At 62.0% G+C, this 19,939-nt stretch carries 25 protein-coding genes; 16 read left to right on the plus strand and 9 right to left on the minus strand.

Translation table 11 applies throughout. From position 1 onward, the window contains the following. A partial coding sequence (locus tag QZ653_RS11495; RefSeq protein WP_296420224.1) for a methionine--tRNA ligase occupies positions 1-728 on the minus strand: 728 nt, incomplete at its 3' end. A 120-nt stretch (positions 729-848) separates the two neighbouring features. Beyond that, positions 849-1,448 (minus strand): SRPBCC domain-containing protein, encoded by a 600-nt coding sequence (locus QZ653_RS11500; protein WP_296420225.1) that lies wholly within the window; start codon positions 1,446-1,448, stop codon positions 849-851. 88 nt (positions 1,449-1,536) lie between these two features. On the opposite strand from QZ653_RS11500, the gene QZ653_RS11505 reads away from it, so the two are divergent. After that, entirely contained in the window at positions 1,537-1,989 is a 453-nt protein-coding gene (locus QZ653_RS11505) for a MarR family winged helix-turn-helix transcriptional regulator (protein WP_296420226.1), read from the plus strand. Positions 1,990-2,047: 58 nt separating this feature from the next. Here the strand turns inward: QZ653_RS11505 and QZ653_RS11510 are convergent, their stop codons facing one another. Both QZ653_RS11510 and QZ653_RS11515 read right to left on the minus strand, forming a co-directional pair. Next, a complete protein-coding gene (locus QZ653_RS11510; RefSeq protein WP_296420227.1) occupies positions 2,048-3,271 on the minus strand; it encodes an MFS transporter in 1,224 nt (407 codons plus the stop codon). Positions 3,272-3,310: 39 nt separating this feature from the next. Next, the gene (locus QZ653_RS11515) at positions 3,311-3,697 is read right to left on the minus strand and encodes a hypothetical protein (RefSeq protein WP_296420228.1); all 387 of its coding nucleotides are present in this window, start codon (positions 3,695-3,697) and stop codon (positions 3,311-3,313) included. Between the two features lie 104 nt (positions 3,698-3,801). Between QZ653_RS11515 and QZ653_RS11520 the strand changes: the two genes are divergently transcribed. Then, positions 3,802-4,842: an aldo/keto reductase gene (locus tag QZ653_RS11520; protein WP_296420229.1), complete on the plus strand. Its 1,041-nt coding sequence runs from the start codon at positions 3,802-3,804 to the stop codon at positions 4,840-4,842. Positions 4,843-4,975: 133 nt separating this feature from the next. Here the strand turns inward: QZ653_RS11520 and QZ653_RS11525 are convergent, their stop codons facing one another. Then, positions 4,976-5,443, minus strand: a complete 468-nt coding sequence (locus QZ653_RS11525; RefSeq protein WP_296420230.1) for a GNAT family N-acetyltransferase — start codon at positions 5,441-5,443, stop codon at positions 4,976-4,978. A gap of 216 nt (positions 5,444-5,659) precedes the next feature. Here QZ653_RS11525 and QZ653_RS11530 point away from each other — a divergent pair, with 216 nt between their 5' ends. The 6 genes from QZ653_RS11530 (at position 5,660) to QZ653_RS11555 (ending at position 10,607) form a co-directional block, all read left to right on the plus strand. Further along, positions 5,660-6,571 (plus strand): 3-keto-5-aminohexanoate cleavage protein, encoded by a 912-nt coding sequence (locus QZ653_RS11530; RefSeq protein ID WP_296420231.1) that lies wholly within the window; start codon positions 5,660-5,662, stop codon positions 6,569-6,571. Next, positions 6,568-6,729 carry a hypothetical protein gene (locus QZ653_RS11535; protein WP_296420232.1) on the plus strand — a complete coding sequence of 54 codons (162 nt, stop codon included), beginning with the start codon at positions 6,568-6,570 and terminating at the stop codon, positions 6,727-6,729. The genes QZ653_RS11530 and QZ653_RS11535 overlap by 4 nt, the downstream gene beginning before the upstream one ends. Further along, positions 6,726-7,280 (plus strand): lipocalin, encoded by a 555-nt coding sequence (locus QZ653_RS11540; protein ID WP_296420234.1) that lies wholly within the window; start codon positions 6,726-6,728, stop codon positions 7,278-7,280. Before QZ653_RS11535 ends, QZ653_RS11540 begins: the two co-directional genes overlap by 4 nt. Before the next feature lie 117 nt (positions 7,281-7,397). Beyond that, the gene (locus QZ653_RS11545; RefSeq protein WP_296420235.1) at positions 7,398-8,870 is read left to right on the plus strand and encodes a carnitine 3-dehydrogenase; all 1,473 of its coding nucleotides are present in this window, start codon (positions 7,398-7,400) and stop codon (positions 8,868-8,870) included. Continuing rightward, positions 8,867-9,622 (plus strand): SDR family oxidoreductase, encoded by a 756-nt coding sequence (locus QZ653_RS11550; protein WP_296420237.1) that lies wholly within the window; start codon positions 8,867-8,869, stop codon positions 9,620-9,622. Before QZ653_RS11545 ends, QZ653_RS11550 begins: the two co-directional genes overlap by 4 nt. A gap of 79 nt (positions 9,623-9,701) precedes the next feature. After that, entirely contained in the window at positions 9,702-10,607 is a 906-nt protein-coding gene (locus tag QZ653_RS11555; RefSeq protein WP_296420238.1) for a DMT family transporter, read from the plus strand. Here the strand turns inward: QZ653_RS11555 and QZ653_RS11560 are convergent. Both QZ653_RS11560 and QZ653_RS11565 read right to left on the minus strand, forming a co-directional pair. After that, complete coding sequence (locus QZ653_RS11560) at positions 10,604-11,302, minus strand: NUDIX hydrolase (RefSeq protein ID WP_296420239.1); 699 nt, start codon at positions 11,300-11,302, stop codon at positions 10,604-10,606. The two genes, QZ653_RS11555 and QZ653_RS11560, sit on opposite strands and share 4 nt — an antisense overlap. A 23-nt stretch (positions 11,303-11,325) precedes the next feature. Continuing rightward, positions 11,326-11,718, minus strand: coding sequence for a DUF983 domain-containing protein (locus tag QZ653_RS11565; protein ID WP_296420240.1), 393 nt, complete (start codon positions 11,716-11,718; stop codon positions 11,326-11,328). A 200-nt stretch (positions 11,719-11,918) separates the two neighbouring features. Here QZ653_RS11565 and QZ653_RS11570 point away from each other — a divergent pair, with 200 nt between their 5' ends. The 4 genes from QZ653_RS11570 to QZ653_RS11585 all read left to right on the plus strand — a co-directional run bounded on the left by QZ653_RS11570 (position 11,919) and on the right by QZ653_RS11585 (position 13,965). Continuing rightward, complete coding sequence (locus tag QZ653_RS11570; protein ID WP_296420241.1) at positions 11,919-12,428, plus strand: EF-hand domain-containing protein; 510 nt, start codon at positions 11,919-11,921, stop codon at positions 12,426-12,428. A 90-nt stretch (positions 12,429-12,518) separates the two neighbouring features. Next, positions 12,519-13,103 carry an RNA polymerase sigma factor gene (locus QZ653_RS11575; protein ID WP_296420242.1) on the plus strand — a complete coding sequence of 195 codons (585 nt, stop codon included), beginning with the start codon at positions 12,519-12,521 and terminating at the stop codon, positions 13,101-13,103. Further along, positions 13,084-13,449, plus strand: coding sequence for a hypothetical protein (locus tag QZ653_RS11580; protein WP_296420243.1), 366 nt, complete (start codon positions 13,084-13,086; stop codon positions 13,447-13,449). The genes QZ653_RS11575 and QZ653_RS11580 overlap by 20 nt, the downstream gene beginning before the upstream one ends. 3 nt (positions 13,450-13,452) lie before the next feature. Next, positions 13,453-13,965 (plus strand): periplasmic heavy metal sensor, encoded by a 513-nt coding sequence (locus tag QZ653_RS11585; protein WP_296420244.1) that lies wholly within the window; start codon positions 13,453-13,455, stop codon positions 13,963-13,965. On the opposite strand, the gene QZ653_RS11590 is transcribed toward QZ653_RS11585, so the two are convergent. After that, complete coding sequence (locus QZ653_RS11590) at positions 13,954-15,339, minus strand: diguanylate cyclase (protein ID WP_296420246.1); 1,386 nt, start codon at positions 15,337-15,339, stop codon at positions 13,954-13,956. The two genes, QZ653_RS11585 and QZ653_RS11590, sit on opposite strands and share 12 nt — an antisense overlap. Before the next feature lie 95 nt (positions 15,340-15,434). Here QZ653_RS11590 and QZ653_RS11595 point away from each other — a divergent pair, with 95 nt between their 5' ends. The 4 genes from QZ653_RS11595 to QZ653_RS11610 all read left to right on the plus strand — a co-directional run bounded on the left by QZ653_RS11595 (position 15,435) and on the right by QZ653_RS11610 (position 19,378). Then, on the plus strand, positions 15,435-15,713 hold the full coding sequence (locus QZ653_RS11595) for a DUF3572 domain-containing protein (RefSeq protein WP_296420248.1): 279 nt from the start codon (positions 15,435-15,437) through the stop codon (positions 15,711-15,713). Beyond that, positions 15,710-16,405, plus strand: coding sequence for an HAD family hydrolase (locus tag QZ653_RS11600; protein WP_296420250.1), 696 nt, complete (start codon positions 15,710-15,712; stop codon positions 16,403-16,405). The genes QZ653_RS11595 and QZ653_RS11600 overlap by 4 nt, the downstream gene beginning before the upstream one ends. Before the next feature lie 93 nt (positions 16,406-16,498). After that, positions 16,499-18,058: a trimethylamine methyltransferase family protein gene (locus QZ653_RS11605; RefSeq protein ID WP_296420252.1), complete on the plus strand. Its 1,560-nt coding sequence runs from the start codon at positions 16,499-16,501 to the stop codon at positions 18,056-18,058. A 207-nt stretch (positions 18,059-18,265) separates the two neighbouring features. After that, positions 18,266-19,378 carry a hypothetical protein gene (locus QZ653_RS11610; RefSeq protein ID WP_296420253.1) on the plus strand — a complete coding sequence of 371 codons (1,113 nt, stop codon included), beginning with the start codon at positions 18,266-18,268 and terminating at the stop codon, positions 19,376-19,378. A gap of 7 nt (positions 19,379-19,385) precedes the next feature. Here the strand turns inward: QZ653_RS11610 and QZ653_RS11615 are convergent. Beyond that, the coding region (locus QZ653_RS11615) for a metal ABC transporter solute-binding protein, Zn/Mn family (protein WP_296420254.1) at positions 19,386-19,939 on the minus strand (554 nt) is incomplete at its 5' end.

The raw sequence follows: 19,939 nt of genomic DNA on the forward strand, positions 1-19,939 counted from the left end.
ACGGGCACGCCCCAGCTCAGGTCACGGGTGATGCCGCGATCCTGCAGCCCGTCGCCGTCATGCAGCCATTTCTTGGCAATCGACGTGGTCAACACCGGCCAGCCTGTCTGGCTGTCGATCCACTGGTCGATGTCGTCCTTCAGTTTGGATTGCAGCAGATAGAGGTGTTTGGTGTCGCGCATTTCCAGATCGGTCGACCCGGAAATGGTCGAGCGCGGATCAATCAGGTCGACGGGATCAAGTTGTTTGGTGCAATTGTCACACTGATCGCCCCGTGCGCTGTCAAAGCCGCAATTGGGGCAGGTGCCTTCAATATAGCGATCCGGCAGAAACCGGCCATCAGCGTGGGAAAACATCTGGGTCTCGGACCGTTCCTCGATCAGGCCGTTGTCGGCCAGAACGCCGGCGAAATGCTGGGTCAGGTGGCGGTTTTGATCGGACGAGGACCGGCCGTAATGATCAAACGACAGCCCAAACCCATCAGCCAGATCGGCCTGCACCTGCCACATCTCAGCACAGTATTCATCCACCGGCTTGCCCGCCTTGGCCGCCGCCAGTTCTGCAGGCGTGCCGTGTTCATCCGTGGCGCAAAGAAACAAGACCTCATGCCCGCGCCCGCGCAGATAACGGGCATACAGATCGGCAGGCAACTGGCTGCCCACAAGGTTTCCAAGGTGCTTGATCCCGTTGATATAGGGAATGGCGGAGGTGATGAGGTGGCGGGCCATTTGGTTTACGTCCTTTGTGTCGACGGGCGGTTTAGCCGACAGGACGCAGAAGGGCTAGGGGGCGTGGGGGGGTGTGAGGGTCTAATGTTCGCAAGATGCAACGGGTTTTTGCGAAAATTATCACACACTCCTTTTCTTATGCTCGTATGGGTTTGTGCCTGTGGGTGGGCGTCCCACCACGTCGCCATTTATATCCCTATGGGGCGGCTCGGAAAAGGCTTTGAGGCCGGCAAGGTCCTTGCGGTGCATGTCTCGCGTCCATTTCGAAAGACCCGCGAACTTCCAGATTGCGTTGAAGGGGCGCGGAAGTTCATTGACGAAATGGGCCAAGACATGGGTGCGGTCCTTGCCTTTGGCGCGAAGCTCAAAGGTCAATTTCGGCTTATGAGGTGGGCCTGGCCCAACAAGCGTGAGAACCACCTCTTCGTTTTCTTTAAGGTTTACGACCTCTTGATGGCCGACCCGTTTGCCTTTGGTGAAGAACACCGTCTTTGCACCCGTTTCTCCATCCTTGCCCTCGACGGTACAGGTTGACTTGGTCTCCTTTGGCCAGGCCGACCATCGCATCAAATGCTCTTGCAGGCGGATGTCGTCATAGACGTCCTTAAGGGGAGCATCGACAGTAATTTCTTCCGTGTAGGCGACACGGGTGGGGGCGAGTGCGGATAACAAGGCAACGACAGCAACCAGCCCCAACACCCCATAAAGCAGAATTTCCATTTCAATCTCCACGGTTCTTGCGTTCAAAGTGTAAATGAACGATGGTCTGTATCAAGTAACTTGATTGTCAAGCTAAATGGAGTTGTAAATGCAGATACCCGAAGACGCGACGCCGCAGGACCTCGTTGCAGCGTGCCGCAGGTTATATGCAAGTATTGACCGCCTTGATACGAAAGCTGCCATTACCGTCGGGGTCAGTCGCAATGATCTTCGGTGCCTCAACATGCTTGCAGAAGCTCCGGTCAAACCCAGCGAGATTGCGGTTGAGCTGGGGCTGACAACCGGGTCTGTCACAACCTTGCTGGACCGATTGGAGAAAGCAAAACTGGCACAGCGCACGCGTGACCCCGATGATCGGCGCGGCATTATCGTTTACCCAACGCCTTATCTGTTTGAAACGCTTGGGCCGCTTTACGCAGCGGTTGCGAAAGAAATTGAACGGATTGCGGCAGAGTATTCTGCGCAGGAACGACAAGCAGCGGTGAAGCATCTCAACGAGGCATCATCAGCATATGAAGTCGCTACAACGGAACGGGATTGAGCACCGGTCTGCCAGACGAGGTCGTGTTTATTGAACCTCGCCAAGCTTATGCGTTCCCTTACCTCTCCCTCTGTCGGCCCAACAGCCGCCCAATCGTGAAGGACGTGCGCGGGGCATAGACATAAGGCGTGCGGTCGTCGCGTGTTTCGCGGACTTTCATGCGGCCAAGGCCGAAGACCACCAGCAGGAGGTGCCCGCCCGAGATGAAGAGGAACAGCGCGTCAGGGCCGAACCCGTCGATCAGCCGCGATGTAAGCCACGGGGCCGCGATGGCACCTGCGGCGTAAAAGAACATCAGTGCCGCCGACAGTTCCACCCGTTCATCAGATGTGGCGAAGTCATGGGCGTGGGATGCCGCGACCGAATAGATCGGGAAGGTCGTGAACCCGAAGAAGGCGGCGGCGGCCATGACACCGGCGGTGCCGGTGCCGGATGACGCGACCGTGACGGCGCAGGATACCACAGATGCGATGCTGAGCCAGACCAGCACCCAGCGGCGGTCGTATTTGTCGGCCAGCCAGCCCGCGGGATATTGCGCGATGGCCCCGCCTGCCACAAAGGCCGCCAGAAAGAGGCCGATCTGGCTTGCGGCAAGGCCCACCTCCTGCCCGTAGATCGGGCCGACCATGCGGAACGACGCGCTGGACAGGGCCGCGACCAGCACAGCGGCCACCGCCAGCGGTGACATTTGCCATGCAAGACGGGGGCGCAGACGTGGGGCAGAGGGGGTTTCCGGTTGCGGCACGCGGGTCAGCGCCAGGGGCAGCAGCGACGCACAGCACAGGATCGTCAGAATGTTATAGGCCACATAGGTTTCCAACGACGCCAGCGACCCGATCATCAGCTGCGCCACCAGCGACCCGCCCATATCGACGACGCGGTAGGTGCCCATGGCACGGCCCCGCGTTTCATTGGTGACTTTGGCCTGTAGCCAGCTTTCGACCACCGTGTAACACCCCGCGACACAGATGCCCGACGCCACCCGCAGCACGGCCCAGACGGTCGGATCAAAAATCAGGATGTGTCCCGCCATACCGATGGCACCCATAGCGGTGAAAACCGCAAAAGCGCGGCTGTGGCCCACATCGCCCATCAGGCGCGGTGCCCACCAGCAGCCCACAAAGAACCCCAGAAAGTGCATGGACCCCAAAAAGCCCACTTCGCCACGGGTGAACCCGCTGCCCAGCCCCGTCAACGCATCCAGTGGGCCGACAGCCCCCGATGACAGCTGAAGGATCAGCACGGACAAAAACAAGGCAGCAAAGGAGATCATCAAGCGCATGAGGTCATAACGCGATGAGTCGCCCTAAAAGGCCAGCGGTTATTGACCTGCGTCGTCACACAAACTGTCAGAGACGGACACATAGCTGGTGTGGCCGGTGAACCGGTGTTCGCCCGCTCGCAAACACACAAGCGCGCCCTTGGCGGGATGCACCAACTGGCTGGGCAGACGGATGTCGCGGGTCTGGCCCTCAACCGTGACGCGCAGCACGATGCGCTGGCCGGTCTCGGTGGTCAGGGGCAGGACGTCGCCCGCCACACCGGTGACGTAACGCGCGTCGGTGACGTTGTTGAAAGCAAGGAAGCCATAGATCGCGACAATTCCGACCAACAGGGCCCAGCCACCCCAAAATCCGACATCGCGCAACCTCATGCGGGCCAATTCGCGGTTCAGTCGGTCGTGGGTGCTTTCAGGGGCATCTTGCATGGCACCACAATAGGCAGCCCGCCCCCCTTGTGAAGCCCCCCCTTGTGAACGCCAATGTGGGGGCTATTGTCCGAGGCCTTGGACACAGGCGGAAAGGACAGACCATGAAACAGATCGAATTGGGACGGACGGGGATCATGGTCAGCGACTGGTGCCTGGGCACGATGACCTACAGCCGGCAAACCCCGCAAGAGGACGCGCACCGCCAGATCGATATGTCGCTGGACGCGGGCATCAATTTTCTCGACACCGCCGAGATGTATCCCGTCAACCCGATCCTGAAGGAGACCGTGGGCGACAGTGAGAGGTGTATCGCTGCATGGATAAAGGCCTCGGGGCGGCGCGACGATGTGGTGATCGCCACGAAGGCCGCCGGTGACATGGCGATGGCACGTGGGGGCGAAGGCTATGGTCCGGACAATATTCTGGATATTCTGGATGGCAATCTGGACCGGCTGGGCACGGATTACATCGACCTTTACCAACTGCATTGGCCCATGCGCGGGTCCTATATGTTCCGTCAAAACTGGACGTTTGACCCATCCGGCCAAGACCGCGCACAGGTCATGGATCACATGGCGGGCGTGCTGGAAAAGCTGAAAGAGGCGCAGGCGGCAGGTAAGATCCGTGCCTTCGGGCTGAGCAACGAAAGCGCATGGGGCACGACGAAATGGATCGACATCGCCGAGCAGATCGGCGCGCCGCGGGTGGCGTCGGTGCAAAACGAATATTCTCTGCTATGCCGGCTGTATGACACCGACATGGCCGAGGTGTCGCACAACGAGGACGTCGTGTGTTTTTCCTTCTCGCCACTGGCGGCGGGATTGCTGACCGGCAAATACGCCAACGGGGCGGTCCCCGAAGGATCACGCATGTCCATTGGGGCGACCTTGGGCGGGCGCAACCAGCCCCGCGCCCATGAGGCCGTGGCGGCGTATCAGGCTGTGGCGGACAAACACGGGCTGGACCTGGCGCATATGGCAATGGCGTTCCAACGCGCGCGCCCGTTCAAAGTAAGCGCGATTTTCGGGGCCACCACGTCCGGGCAGTTAGAGCATTTGTTGCGCGGCAAAGACTTGGAGCTTTCGGCGGCGGTTCTGGAGGACATCGACCAGACCCACCGCGCCCATCCGATGCCGTATTGACCAAAAGGAGCGGCTGCGCCGCGTTGTTTTTATAGGTGCCTTTGGCTGGGGTGAGCCCATCACGGAGGGCCGTTTTCTTATGCTGAAAACGACCCTCCGGGGGGAGTTTTTCGGGCCAGATGAAGCAGGGGCGTCAGGCCGTCAGATCGACGCGGAACCTTGGGCCGGTGCCTGTGATTTCCTCAAGAATATCCATGGCGCGGTAGCTGGCGATGGCTGTGGCGTTGCTGGCGTCAGTGCCGATGGTGAGGCGCGTGGCCCCGATGGCTATGGCGTGGGATTTGGCAGCGGTGATCAGGGCGGTGCCCACGCCTTTGGCGCGGTGGGGTTCCGCGACATAGAGGTGATGGATATCGAGGCGCAATTTCGCGTCATGGATGACCATGGTCGGGGTCAGTCCAGCGTAGCCCACGGGTGTGCCGTTTGACGTGGCGATCAGCGCTGTCGCGCGGTCTGTTGGGCCAAAGAACATGTCTTGCAGGTCTGACAGATTGGCCGCAGCGTCATCCCCGTGAAAGGCGCTGAGGGCTTTGATCATCGTCAAGATGGCCGGCAGGTCTGCCGGGCGGGCGGGGGTGATTTTCAGGTCGGTCAGGGTCATGGTCCAGTGTCTTTCGGCCACCACGGCGCATATCAAACCACGCCTGGGCGGCGGGTTGGTTTTGTAAGGTGCGAAAAAGAAAACCTGCCGCCGGATTAGAGGGCGGTGGTAAAGGACTGCTGATGTGTGTCGGTTTTCATGGCTGCGTTTGTCGCCTTTGTGGGCTTGTCTGTCAACAGATGCGCAGTAAGGTCGCCCCACCAAGGGAGGACCGCCATGCCACTGACCATGAACCGAGACGTCTTTATCACCGCAGCCGTGACCGGGTCTGGCAGCACGCAGGATCGAAGCCCCCATGTGCCGCGCTCACCGCAGCAGATCGCGGACAGCGCCATTGATGCGGCCAAAGCGGGGGCGGCTGTGGTCCATTGTCATGTGCGCGACCCCGAGACGGGCGTGCCATCGCGCCGGCTGGAGTTGTACCGTGAGGTGACGGACCGTATCCGGTCGGCGGATGTGGATGTGGTGTTGAACCTGACCGCAGGCATGGGCGGCGATATCGTTTTTGGCGGGGTCGAGGCGCCTTTGCCCGTGGTGGGGGGCACGGACATGGTGGGGGCCACAGAACGCGTGGCCCACGTGGCCGAATGCCTGCCTGAGATTTGCACCCTTGATTGCGGCACCATGAACTTTGCCGAAGCCGACTATGTCATGACCAACACGCCCGGCATGTTGCGCGCCATGGGGCAGATGATGACCGATCTGGGCGTGAAGCCCGAGATCGAGGCCTTTGACACCGGTCATTTGTGGTTTGCCAAACAACTGGTGGCGGAGGGTATTTTGGAGCCGAACGCGCTGGTGCAGCTGTGCATGGGGGTGCCTTGGGGCGCGCCGGATGACCTGAATACCTTTATGGCGATGGTGAACAATGTGCCCGACGATTGGACGTTTTCGGCCTTTGGTCTGGGGCGGTCGCAGATGCCATATGTGGCGGCGTCGGTGCTGGCGGGGGGCAATGTGCGCGTGGGGTTGGAGGACAACCTGATGCTGGATCGCGGGGTTCTGGCCACGAATGCGCAGTTGGTCGAACGCGCGCACGGGATCATCGAAAACCTTGGCGCGCGGGTCATTGGCGCGGCGGAGGTCCGCGAAAAGCTGGGCCTGACCAAGCGCGCGCCGAAAGGGTGAGGTTTCTTATCGTCCTGTTGCTATTGGCCGGATGTGGCGCACCTGCCGGACCTGAGGCGTTCGGCGTGACCATGGTGGAGGAGACGACCTGTATCGGATTGGGCGGACGGATCGTGACTGGTCCCGACGGTGCGGTGTGCCGGGGGGCGGACGGATGAGGCAGTTGATTATGGTCGCGGCGGTGATCTTGTCGGCCTGCGGGGCAGACCCCTTGGATGTGCCGCCCGCAGCGCCGAACGTGTCCTTGCTGCGCAATCCCACAGCCAACATCGGGTCGCAGGCAGATGTGGTGGCCGACGATCTGGCCGGTGTCTGGTCGTTGCGTCAGGCGGTCGCCGGTGTCTGGCCGGTTGTGCAGACACGGCTGCAGTTTGCGGCGCAGGGGCCTGATCTGGTCCTGGTCGCGGATGGGGTCGTTTGTGCGCAGGCCGGTGCCTGCCCGAACGGTACGCGGCCAATCCTGTACCGCGAAGGTCTGGCGGGTCGTTTCCGCGCCGCCGGACCCGTGCCGGACAATGTGCCGTCTGAAATCTGGGTCTACTGGATGGATTTCGATGACCGGACCATGGCCATCGGGAACCCCAACGGAGATTTTGTCGCGATCCTTGATCGCATGGAAACCGGCGGGGGGGACCGGATCACCGCAGCGCGTGAGATACTGGACTGGTACGGCTATGATCTGACGCGTCTGGTGCAGGTCCGCCCCTGAACCTGCCGGAACGTGCCACGCGTGCCGCAAACAGACCAAAGACCGGCGGGACAGGCTTGACTTGCCTTCGCAGATCGTCGCGACTTGCCGCAAGATATATACGGGAAGGGCGGTCCTATGACACAGACAGCAACGATCATCGGGGGCGGGGTCATCGGCGGCGGCTGGGCTGCGCGGTTTTTGCTGAACGGATGGAACGTTCAGGTCTATGATCCTGATCCGCAGGCGGAACGCAAGATTGCCGAGGTGCTGGGCAACGCCCGCGCGTCTTTGCCTGGCCTGTATGACATGCCGCTGCCTGCCGAAGGCCGCTTGAGCTTTCATGATGATATGGCCGATGCCGTCAAAGGGGCTGTTTGGATTCAGGAAAGCGTGCCGGAACGGCTGGACCTGAAGCTGAAGACCTACGCCACCGTGCAGGCCCATTGCGCGCCTGAGGCTGTGATCGGATCCTCAACCTCGGGATTCAAACCGTCTGAGCTGCAGGAAGGGGCGGAGCATCCCGACCAGATCGTTGTCTGCCATCCGTTCAACCCTGTCTACCTTTTGCCCTTGATTGAGGTTGTGGGCACGCCTGCCAATGCCGACCGCTTGGCGGATATTGAATCCACTCTGCGCGGCCTTGGCATGTATCCCCTGATGGTGCGCCGCGAAATCGACGCCCATATCGCGGACCGTTTTCTTGAGGCCGTCTGGCGGGAAGCCTTGTGGCTGATCCGCGACGGCATCGCCACGACCGAGGAAATAGATGAGGCCATACGCATGGGGTTCGGCCTGCGCTGGGCGCAGATGGGGCTGTTTGAAACCTACCGGATTGCCGGCGGGGAGGCCGGGATGCGCCATTTCATCGAACAATTCGGGCCGTGCTTGTCATGGCCTTGGACCAAGTTGATGGATGTGCCCGAGCTGACCGATGATCTGATTGACCAGATCGCGGATCAGTCGGATGCGCAATCGGGGCAGTATTCGATCCGCGAACTGGAACGGCACCGCGACGCGAACCTCGTGGGCATGATGCGGACCCTTAAGGCGCGCGATTGGGGGGCAGGGGCGGTGATGAACCTGCATGACAAAACGCTGAACCAGCGCGGCCAGATTGCCGATCGGTTGCAGGATGTGGCGGATATTTCGCGGCCCGTGTTGACCGTGGACCGCGCCGTGCCGATTGATTGGACCGATTACAACGGCCACATGAACGAGGCACGCTATTTGCAGGCCTTCGGGGACGCCACCGACCGGCTGATGTTGATCGTGGGCTGCACGCCGGATTACATCGCCTCGGGGGGGAGTTACTTTACCGCCGAGACCCATATCCGCCATCTGGATGAGGTACACGCCGGCGCACGCATCCGCGTGGAAACGCAGGTGCTGGCCGGGGCAGGCAAGAAGATGCACCTCTTTCACCGCATGTACGAAGGCGACCGGCTGCTGGCCACGGGCGAACATATGTTGATCCACGTGAGCCTCGAGTCTCGCCGCGCCAGCGACCCGGCCCCGCAGGTGGCCGACCCGTTGGCCCGTCTGGCCACAGCCCATGCCAACCTTGATCTGCCCGAAGGGGCGGGTGCCGCCGTGGGCAAACGCGGGTGAGCCGCGTTCTGGTCACGGCAGGCGCGTCAGGCATCGGGTTTGCCATGGGGCAGGCCTTTGCCGCTGCGGGCTATGATGTCTGGGTGACGGATGTAGATGAGGCCGCCTTGGACGCCTGCCCGCCTGCGTGGACCGCGCGGCAGGTCGATGTGTCCGATGACGACCAGATGCGCGGGCTTTTTGAACAAATCGCAAGTGCTGGCGGCGTGGATGTTGTCTGCGCCAATGCGGGCATTGCAGGCCCCACCGCTTTGGTCGAGGACGTCGCATGGCACGATTGGCAGACCTGCCTGAACGTGACCCTTGGCGGGGCCTTTCTGACAGCGAAATATGCGGCCCCCTTGATGAAGGCGCGCGGGGCGGGCGCGTTGATCCTGACCTCATCCACAGCCGGTGTCTTTGGCTACCCCAACCGTGCCCCCTATGCGGCGGCCAAGTGGGGCGTTATCGGGCTGATGAAAACGCTCGCCATGGAACTCGGGCCACACGGCATTCGCGCCAATGCCATCTGCCCAGGTGCTGTCGAAGGCCCGCGGATGGAGGGTGTCCTGACGCGTGAGGCTGTGGCCAAGGGCATGACACGCGATGATGTCTACGCAGGCTACGCCGCAGGCACCTCCATGCGGACCTTCGTGCGCGCCGAAGATATTGCCAACATGGCCGTCTTTCTGGGATCGGACGGGGCGGCACGGGTGTCGGGGCAGGTGATCAGCGTGGACGGACATACCGAAAACCCCGATCCCAAACCATAGGGCCAGCCTGTTGCGGGGCGCAGGGGCCCGCAGCCTGTTCATTCTGGATTGATCGCACAAAATAGGACAACAGTCGGTCATGGACGCATGGATTCCCGTCACCTTGCTGGCGGCCACCGCACAAACCGCGCGGTTCGGCCTGCAAAAACAACTCAAGACCACGGCGTTGAGCACGGCGGGGGCCACTTTCGCACGCTTCGTCTATTCCGCCCCGTTGGTCGCGTTGGGTGTGATCCTCTATGCGTGGCTCAGCGGTCAGGACTTGCCCCTGCCGTCGGGTCTGTTCTGGGCCTATGCTCTTGCCGGCGGGCTTGCCCAGATTTTGGCGACCATGTGCGTCGTGGCCCTGTTTGCACATCGCAATTTTGCTGTCGGCATTACCTTCAAGAAGACCGAGGTCCTGATGTCCGTGGGGGTGGGCCTGATTGTGCTGGGCGACCGTGTCGGCGTGGCGGGTCTGGTGGCCATCGTGATCGGACTGACCGGAACGCTGATCCTGTCCGATCCCCCCGATGCGTCGGACCAGCCGTGGCGGCGGCGCATATTCAACCGTGCGGTCGGCCTTGGTCTGGCGTCTGGCGTGCTGTTTGCCTGTTCGGGCGTGGGGTATCGCGGGGCGTCGCTGTCTTTGGACAGTGGAGACGTGTTTTTGCGGGCCACGCTGACGCTGGCCTGTGTCACCGCCGCCCAAAGCATCGCCATGGCTGCTGTGATGCGCTGGCGCGAAGCGGGTGAGATCACCCGTGTGTTCCGGGCGTGGCGTATCGCGGGACTGGTGGGCATATTCAGCATGATCGGATCGACCTGCTGGTTCGTGGCCTTCACGTTACAGAACGTGGCCTACGTCAAGGCATTGGGACAGATTGAGTTGTTGATGTCGCTGGCGCTGTCGGTCTTTGTCTTCAAGGAACGGGTCACCGCGCGTGAAGGTCTGGGCGGCGCTTTGATCGTGTCATCGGTTCTGGTGCTGATCCTCGTGATCTAATCGTCCAGAGGGCGGCGTCCGGACAGTCGTGTCACCAGATGGGCCTCATCGTCATTGCGAAAGAAGGGCACGGTGCGCGCAACAGACGGAGCGCGCAGATGCGCTGCGATTTCGGCAAGAACAACCTCGGTTATAAAAGGCAGATCAAGGCTGCGTGCCTCGGCCAGAGGGACCCATTGCAGATGGCTCAACTCGTCCTCCGCACGGCTGAAATCGTCGGGATCGCTGCGCAGGTCGCGGGCATCCGCCAGAAAGAACCGCGCATCAAACCGGCGCGGGCGGCCCTTGGGCGTGACGGCGCGAAAAACAAATTCGAGGCGCGATGGGTCGGGCCGGTGCCCTGTCGCGGCAAACCCGCGCCATCCGCGTGGCGCGTCGGGCCACGGGGCTTGGCTGCCGATAATCTGTCCGGTCTCTTCCCACATTTCGCGTATTGCGGCTGCCGCCAGTGCAGAAGGGGGCAGGGCGCTGTCTTCGGCCAGTCGGGCCGCCACATGCGCGGGCAACGGGCGGTGCAGGACGACTTGCGCGTCGCCCGCGTCAACTGCGCCACCGGGAAAGACAAACTTGTTGGGCAGAAAGGCCGCCGTGGCCCCACGCTGACCCATCAAAATGGACGGGGTGGTATCACGGTCGCGCACCACGATGACTGTGGCCGCATCCCGCAGGGCCGATTTATCCGTTTGATCCGTCATGCCACCCTCAAAGCAAGGGCGCGCTAGGCTGCGCCCCCGAAACCGTGCATCCTGCGCGCCCATTGAATGCCCACGATCATACCCTTTAACCGTGGCAGCAAATAGAGCGACAGCGCAACACAGAAGATCGTCAGCACAGTCGCCATGACAAAGGGATCGGGGCGAAGATGGACCCATGCGATATGCATTGCGAAACCCAGAATGTGGGCCACGATCAGAATGGTCAGATAGGCCGGCCCGTCATCCGCACGGTGATGGTGCAGATCTTCCGAACACACAGGGCAGCTGTGCACGACCTTCAGGTATCCCTGAAACATCATGCCTTCACCACAGTTGGGGCACCGCCTGCGAAAACCGCGCAGCATGGCGGGTTTGGTAGGGCGGTCGTCGGCGGGATAGGTTTTGGTGTCGGTCATCGGGGCCTCGTCAGCACGATTTCGCAATAGGGGGTGTGATGCGCGCTGGGGCCGCAAAAGAACAGGGGTGAAAGTGTCGCGGGGGGGGGCGGACAAATTTTTTGCCCGTCGGGCGACGGAAATCTGGACCTGCCCCGTTTTATGCACATCGACGGCCCGAGAGGGGCCGCGTTGATCGAGTAAGCCAAAGGAAAACACTGATGAAAACTCCTCTTTTGTTCGCGGCACTGGCCGCCGGTATCACCCTTGCCGCCAGTGCCGAGGCCCGCGATGGCGCCCGTGACGGTGCGCGGGGCCTGTCCCTTCCCAGCTTTGAAGAACTGGACGCAAACGCTGATGGTGGTGTGACATTGACCGAAATCGAAACCTTTATGGCCGATCGCGCCGAAGCCCGCTTTGCCGATGCGGACACCGATGGCGACGGTGCGCTGAGCGCGCAGGAAATGCTTGCACGGGCGGACAGCGACCGTGCCGAACGGATGGCCAACCGCATTGCCCGCCAGATCGAGAAAGCCGACGCAAACGGGGACGGCGTCTTGCAGATCGAGGAAATCCGCGATGCAGGCGGAGAACGCGGAGCGCGTCGCGGCGCAAACCCCGAGAGGATGTTCGACAGGGTGGATGCCGACGAAAACGGCACGTTGAGCGCGGAGGAATTCGCCGCAGCCCTCGAACGGATGCAGGACCGACGCCCCCGCGGCGACAACTAAATGCAGGGTCGGGGGCGCACTTCAGGCGCCCCCGACACACAATCGGGCCCCTTGCGGGGGGCAAGGGGACATGGATAACTGCAGCGCACGATGGCACAGGCCCAAACAACAGCTGATGACGCGGCCCTGCTGGCTGCTTTTGCCGCAGGTGACCGGCAGGCGGCGCTGGTGTTGACCCAGCGCCTGACACCACGGGTCATGGGGCAGGCGTATCGCATGTTGGGCAATCGCGCCGAGGCCGAAGACGTCACACAAGAGGCAATGATGCGCTTGTGGAAAATCGCGCCGGACTGGCAGGCCGAACGGGCACAGGTCACAACATGGCTTTACCGTGTGGTGGCCAACCTGTGCACCGACCGGTTGCGCAAATCCGGCCGCGGCGTAGCGCTTGATGCCATTGCAGAGCCCGAAGATGACGCGCCATCGGCCGCTGACGGGTTGCAGACGCAGGCGCGTGCGGCGGCGTTGCAGGCCGCTTTGGCCGATTTGCCGGACCGGCAGGCGCAAGCCGTCGCCTTGCGCCACCTCGAAGAGCTTGGCAATCCACGGATTGCCGAGATTATGGACACCAACGTACGAACAGTCGAAAGTCTGATCGCACGGGGCAAGCGCGCCCTGATGGCAAAATTGTCGGGGCGCAAATCAGAACTGGGGTATGATGATGACACCGGATGACGACAAGATGCTGGACGACACCTTTGCGCATATACGCAGCGACACTGTGCCTGTGTCGGACAGTCTGATGGACCGGATCATGATGGACGCCGACCACGTCCTTGCCACGGCACACCCGCTGCCTGAAAACACCGGCGCGGCCCCCTCACGGGGGCTGGGGGCGACCCTGCTGGACGCGATTGGCGGCTGGCCGTCGGCAGGGGGCCTTGCCATGGCGACGGTGGCGGGCCTGTGGATCGGTGTGGCACCGCCCGCGGCGCTGGCCGGTGTGACCGATGCCTTGTGGGGGGGCACCTATGAGGTGCCGGTTCTGAATGGCGATTTGCTCAGCGCGTTGGAAGGATAAATCATGTCACACGATCCCCGCACATCGCGCAACTGGACCAAGGTCCTGCTGGTGGCCTCCCTTGCGTTGAACCTGTTGATCGTCGGCGCGGTGATCGGGGTCGTCGCCTCGGGCGGGACACGGGCCGGACCCCAACGATTTGATCTAACGGCGGGCCCGTTGACACGGGCCATGGAGGCCCCCGACCGAGAGGCGGTGCGGCAGGCGTTGCGCGACAGCGGTGCCTTCCGGCCTTCAAACAGGCGCGACATCCGCGCCGATATGGGTGTTTTGATCGACACTGTGCGGTCCGACACCTTTGACGCGGCTGCTTTCCGTGCGGCCCTGATGCGGCAGCGCGATCGCCTTCAGGCCGGGCAGGTTGCGGTGATTGATGCGGTGGCTGCACAGATTGAACAGATGTCGCCCGAAGACAGGGCCGCCTTTGCCGACCGGTTGGAAAACCAGCTGCGGCGCGGGTCCAGCACCCCGCGTCAGGGGCGTGAGGCAAGCAGCGACGTGCAATCAGGCGGCTGACAGGCTGACCTTGTTGCGTCCGCCTGATTTGGCAGCGTAAAGGGCGCCGTCCGCTGCGCTGACCAGGTCTCCCAGGTCTTCAACAACGTCTTCGGCCTCCCGACCGCCGCTGAGGCTGACACCGACCGAGACTGTCAGGTCGACGGTTGATCCTTCGGTGATGTAGAATGGTGTCGCGCTGATCAGTTTGCACAGCCGTTCGGCGGCGGTGCGCGCGTGCACCAGATCGCTGTTCGGGATGGCGACCAGAAACTCCTCCCCCCCGATGCGGGCCAGAAGATCAACGGCGCGCAGGTTATCCTGCAACCGGCGGGCAACCTGTCTGAGCATCTCATCACCGGCCTTGTGGCCGAAGGTGTCGTTGACCTTTTTGAAATGGTCCACGTCCAGCACCATGATGGCAAACTGACGTCCGCTGATGCGGCTTTCTTCGGACAGGCGTGCCAGATGCGGCAGCGCATAACGGCGGTTGAACAACCCCGTCAACGGGTCGGTGATGGCCGCCTCAAGCCCGGATTCGACTGTGCGCCTCAGCGCGTCAGCCTCGTGCTTAGCCTGAAGCAGGACAGCGCAGCGATGACGGATTTCGCCAAGATTGATGTCTGAGAGCACAACGTCGTTTGCCCCCAGATCAAGCGCCATGGCCGCCGCGTGACGTTCATTTTCCGACAACAACACCAGAATGCCGGAATGCCGTGTCGCGGACTGGCTGCGCAATTCGGCCAGCAGCCGGTAAAGCAGGGTGTCATCCATCAAACCGGACCGGAAATCGAGGACGAACAGGTCGTTTTTCAACTGGTTCAAATGGCCGCTGATAATCTGGTGGATACTGGCCGGCGTTGCCTGGACGTTCTCCATCATGGATTGAAGTCCGCTGAGGTCGAGCGCGTCCGGATGGGGTGAAGCCAGGACCATTTGGGACGGTGCGGCAAACCCGCAGCTTGCTTCGGCAAAACCCAAAGCGGTGCGCGTGCCCTCCCGCATACGCAGTTCCTGACGGGCATCGCGGGCGCGCAGGAGGCTGCGGATGCGGGCCTGCAGGATATGGTCGTCGAACGGTTTTGTCAGAAGGTCATCGGCCCCCGCTTCAAGCGCGTTGACGCGCTCCAGCGGGGTGGCGAAACCACCTGTGGCAACGATGGGGACAAGGGCTGTGACGTCATCCGCCTTGAGGGCGCGGCAGAAATCCAGCGCGGCCTGGGCATCTTTGCAGGTGTCCATGATGATCAGATCCGGCAGAGAGGCTGCGATTTCGGCCTGCGCGTCCTTCAGGGATGCACAGGGACGGACCCGGTACTGGGCCGCGAGCAGTTTGACCTTGAGGACAATCCGGTTCGTCGCCACACAGTCTATGATAAGAATATCGCCGGCCATTCTTGCTTCCTTCCGAGCTTTACCCCAATCTCTCCTGACCTCAGTTTGGTCCCCAAATGGTTAAGAAACCCTTTCCACATCGGTAATTATAAATCATGTCCCCAGAGCGCGCCGAACAGATCGCCGTTTCCGCCCTGATCTGGCTGTCCACCAACGAAGACCTTTTGCCTGTGTTTTTAGGGGCTTCGGGGGCTGCGGCAGAGGATTTGAGGGGGCTTGCAAACAGCCCCGCATTCCTTGCGTCGGTGCTGGAATTTATCACCATGGACGATGCCTGGGTGATGGCTTTTTGCGACGCGGAAACCCTAAAGTATGAAGAACCCCTAATGGCGCGTTATGCTTTGCCAGGGGCAGAGGCCGTACATTGGACATGACTGTTCGCGGGATCGTTTTTGACAAGGACGGCACTCTGTTTGACTTCAACGCCACATGGGCTGCGTGGGCGCGGCAGGTGCTGGAGGCAGAAACAGCGGATGATCCCGCACGTCTGGTCCCATTGGCGGCGGCCATGGGGTTTGATCTGGGTCAGGACAGATTTCATCCCGACAGCCCCGTCATCGCCAGCACCGCCCGTGAGATTGCCCGGATCGCACTGCCTTTCGTTGCGGAAACCGATCTGGAGAGCTTGTTGGACCGGTGGAGCCGGATGGCCGCGCAGGCCCCGCAGGTCGAGGCCACGCCGCTCATCCCGTTTCTGGACCGGCTGCGCGCGGCGGGACTGCGGCTTGGCGTGGCGACCAATGACGCACAGGCCCCGGCACGGGCGCATCTGTCCGCCGCAGGTGTGACGGAAAAGTTCGACTTTATCGCAGGATTTGACAGCGGATATGGTGGCAAACCGGCGCCCGGACAGCTTTTGGCCTTTTGTAAGGCGACCGGCCTTGATCCGTCGCAGGTCGCCATGGTCGGTGACAGCACCCATGATCTGGACGCAGGCCGCGCGGCAGGAATGACCTGTGTTGCCGTGCTGACCGGCGTGGCCACCACCGAGGATCTGGCCCCTTTTGCAGATGTAGTGCTGCCGTCCATCGCCGATCTGCCCCGTTGGCTGGGCCTGCCAGAATGACGCCACAGGCTATTTGCGACATCTGATGTCGCCCGTCGTAGGGCGAGGGGGCTGAACGGTGCCAGTCTGGGGACGAATATGAAAGGTCGTCCCATGTCTGATCCTACCCCCCGTCGCCGCCGGTCCGGTGGCCGCGCCGCCAACACCGCCAAACGTCAAACCGCAGGTATTGCCCAGATGCCATGGCGGTTGCCGGTGAACACGGACCGCCCGACGGAGCCTTTGGATCAGCAAGGGGTAGAGGCCGTGCACGACGGCGCCATGCGCATCCTTGAAGAGGTCGGGATCGAATTCCTGAACGAAGAGGCCATTGCCCTGTTCAAGCAGGCGGGCTGCAAGGTCGATGGCACCAACGTCAAAATGGGCCGCGACTGGGTGATGGAGATGATCGGCCAGGCGCCTGCGCAGTTCGACATCACGCCGCGCAACCCCGCCCGTAAAATCACCTTGGGTGGCGGGCATATCCTGTTTGGCAACGTGTCCTCCCCGCCGAATTACTTTGACCTTGAGATCGGCAAGAAAGTCTCTGGCAACCGCGAACAATGCGCCAACCTGCTGAAGCTGACGCAGTATTTCAACTGCATCCATTTCGCGGGCGGCTATCCGGTGGAACCCGTCGACGTGCACGCCAGCGTCCGCCATCTGGATGTGGTGTTCGACAAGATGACCCTCACAGACAAGGTCGGCCACGCCTATTCGCTGGGTAAAGAACGGGTCGAGGACGTGATGGAGATGATCCGCATCGCAGGTGGTTGGTCGGATGAGGAGTTCGAAGAGCGGCCACGGATGTATACCAACATCAATTCGACCTCGCCCCTGAAACATGACGTGCCCATGATTGACGGCTGTCTGCGGTGCGTGCGGCGGGGGCAGGCGGTGGTCGTGACGCCCTTTACCCTGGCCGGAGCCATGGCGCCGGTGACCATGTCGGGCGCTGTGGCGCTGTCTATTGCCGAGGCCCTGTCGGCCATCGCGCTGTTTCAATACGTCCGCCCCGGCGCGCCCTGCGTGATCGGCACCTTTACCAGCAACGTCGATATGAAATCCGGCGCGCCAGCATTTGGCACGCCCGAATACATGCGCGCCACGCAGATGACGGGCCAGATGGCGCGGTTTTACGGGTTGCCCATGCGGTCGTCGGGGGTTTGCGCGGCCAATGTCCCCGACGGACAGGCCATGTGGGAGACGTCGAATTCCCTTTGGGCTGCGGTGCAGTCGGGCACGAACATGGTCTATCACGCCGCCGGTTGGCTGGAAGGCGGGCTGATCGCATCCCCCGAAAAGTTCATCATGGATTGCGAAGTGATCCAGATGATCCAGCGCTATATGGAACCCGAGGTGACCGCGACCAGCCCCGCCGACATCGCCCTTGAGGCGGTCAAAGAGGTCGGGCCGAACGGGCATTTCTTCGGCATCCAGCACACCCAAGACCGCTATGAAAACGCGTTTTATGCGCCCTTCGTGTCCGACTGGCGCAATTTCGAGGCCTGGGAGGTCGCGGGGGCCACATGGACCGCAGAGCGCGCCCATCACATGTTTAAAGACATTATCAACACGTTTGAGGCCCCCCCGATGGATGCGGCGATCCGGTCGGAACTGGAGGATTTCGTCGCCCGTCGGAAATCCGAAGGCGGCGCGCCGACCGATTTTTAGGCGCACTGCGCCTGCGGCGGGCGGGGCACAATTTTTAGTTCAAAAATTGCCGTGTGGTGCGACCGGAGTGTCCGGTTGGCGCTGTTGCGGCCTGTCGGGGGCGCGGCGCTTTAGGTATTTTTGAACCAGAGAAACGGGGGCGATGCATCCCCCCTCAAGCCGGTGTATGTTAAATATCAGTCGGGTCATGTGGGATCGGGGGGCGCAGTGCCAGTAAAGATACGAACAGCGGATTTTGACGCTTTTTTCGAGGCGCCGTTTGAGGCCTATGGGGCGGGCAGCCCCTATGTGTCGCCGTTGAAGGCTGATCTGAGGCGGTTTGTGTCCGACGCGAACCCTTTGATGTCGGGCGCGGGTGAGGGGGCGTTGACCTATTTCACGGCCCATCGGGACGGGCGGGTTGTCGGGCGCATCACGGCGCATATTCATGGGGCATCCAACCGCGTGCATGGGCTGGCGCGCGGCTATTTCGGATATTTTGACTGTGAGGATGAGCCCCAAGCGGCGGCAGCCTTGTTGCAAGCGGCTGAGGACTGGTGCCGCACGCGGGGCATGAGTGAGATTGCGGGGAATTTCAATCTGACGGCGATGCAGCAGATTGGCGTGGTGACGGATGGTTTTGGCCATGCGCCCTATCTGGATCAGGTCTGGTCGCCGCCCCATATTGCGCGGCTTTTGACGCAGAACGGCTATGCGCCGACTTTTCCAATGGCGACGATGGAGGTGCGCGATCTGCCGTCGGCACCGCCGGTCCGGCTGGGGCCGAAACACCGCGCGGTCATGGACGACCCCGACTTTGCCTTTGCGCCCATCACGCGGGCGACCTTGCCGCAGCGCCTTGAGGAAGCCCGCCTGATCCTGAATGCGTCGTTTGCTGAGAATCCGATGTTTGTGCCGGTCAGCGCCGAGGAGTTTCATTTTCAGGCCAAGGACATGAAATGGGTCATGGACCGCCGGATTTCCGCGGTCTTGCACCACAGGGGCGAGCCTGCGGGCTGTGTCATTTGCGTGCCCGATCTGAACCCGTTTTTGCGTCGTATCCGGTCACGGATCGGGATCACCGCGCCATGGCATTTTCTGAGGCACCGGATGACCAACACCCGTGCGATTGTGATCTTTGCAGGCATCATGCCGCATCTTCAGGGGCGCGGGATCAATCCGGTCATTCTGGATCATGTGATGGGGCGTGCGCGCAGGGCCGGATACACGCACATCGGCAACACGTGGATTGCCGATGTGAACCCCATGAGCCTTGCACAGGCGGAAAAGTCAGGGGCGTCGCCGATGCACAGGTTGCATATCTTTGGCAAAGCCCTTTAGCGCGGCGTCATCCGCCCAAGCAGGTGGCGTAGGCATCCCCCAATGCGGTGAGGGTCTGGCGGTAGTGTTGCGGCCCTAGGTCGAATGCCCCGCCCACCGGGTCCGCCAGCGCTGTGCGCGCGTCTGATCCGTCGCGGATCAGATCAGACCATTCGGCGCGGGCTTGGGGGTCGGTCAGCACACAGGCAATATTGTCTTCGACGATCCGCGCTTGCAGGTCGGCGATTTTGTCGGGTGCGGGGGCTGCGGCGTCGTCGAGGGTGATGGCCGCCACGGCGAGGCGGTCAAACCGAGTGCCGAAGTATTGATAGGCATCGTGTGGCACGATGATGTCGCCTGCGGGGGCTGAGGCGAGGCGGGCGGTGATTTCGGCCTCAAGCGCTTCGAGGTCGGCCACGGCGGCGGTGGCGTTTGCGGCATAGGTCGCGGCATTGTCGGGGTCGAGGTCGGAGAGGTGCGTGGCAATCAGCGCGACCCAGGCCTGTGCCACCTGCGGGTCGAGCCATGCGTGGGGGTCAAGGCGCGCGTCGGAATGGTCGTCGTGGCCGTCGTGATCTGCGT

Source organism: Pseudooctadecabacter sp., from assembly GCF_020627745.1.
GTDB lineage: Bacteria > Pseudomonadota > Alphaproteobacteria > Rhodobacterales > Rhodobacteraceae > Octadecabacter.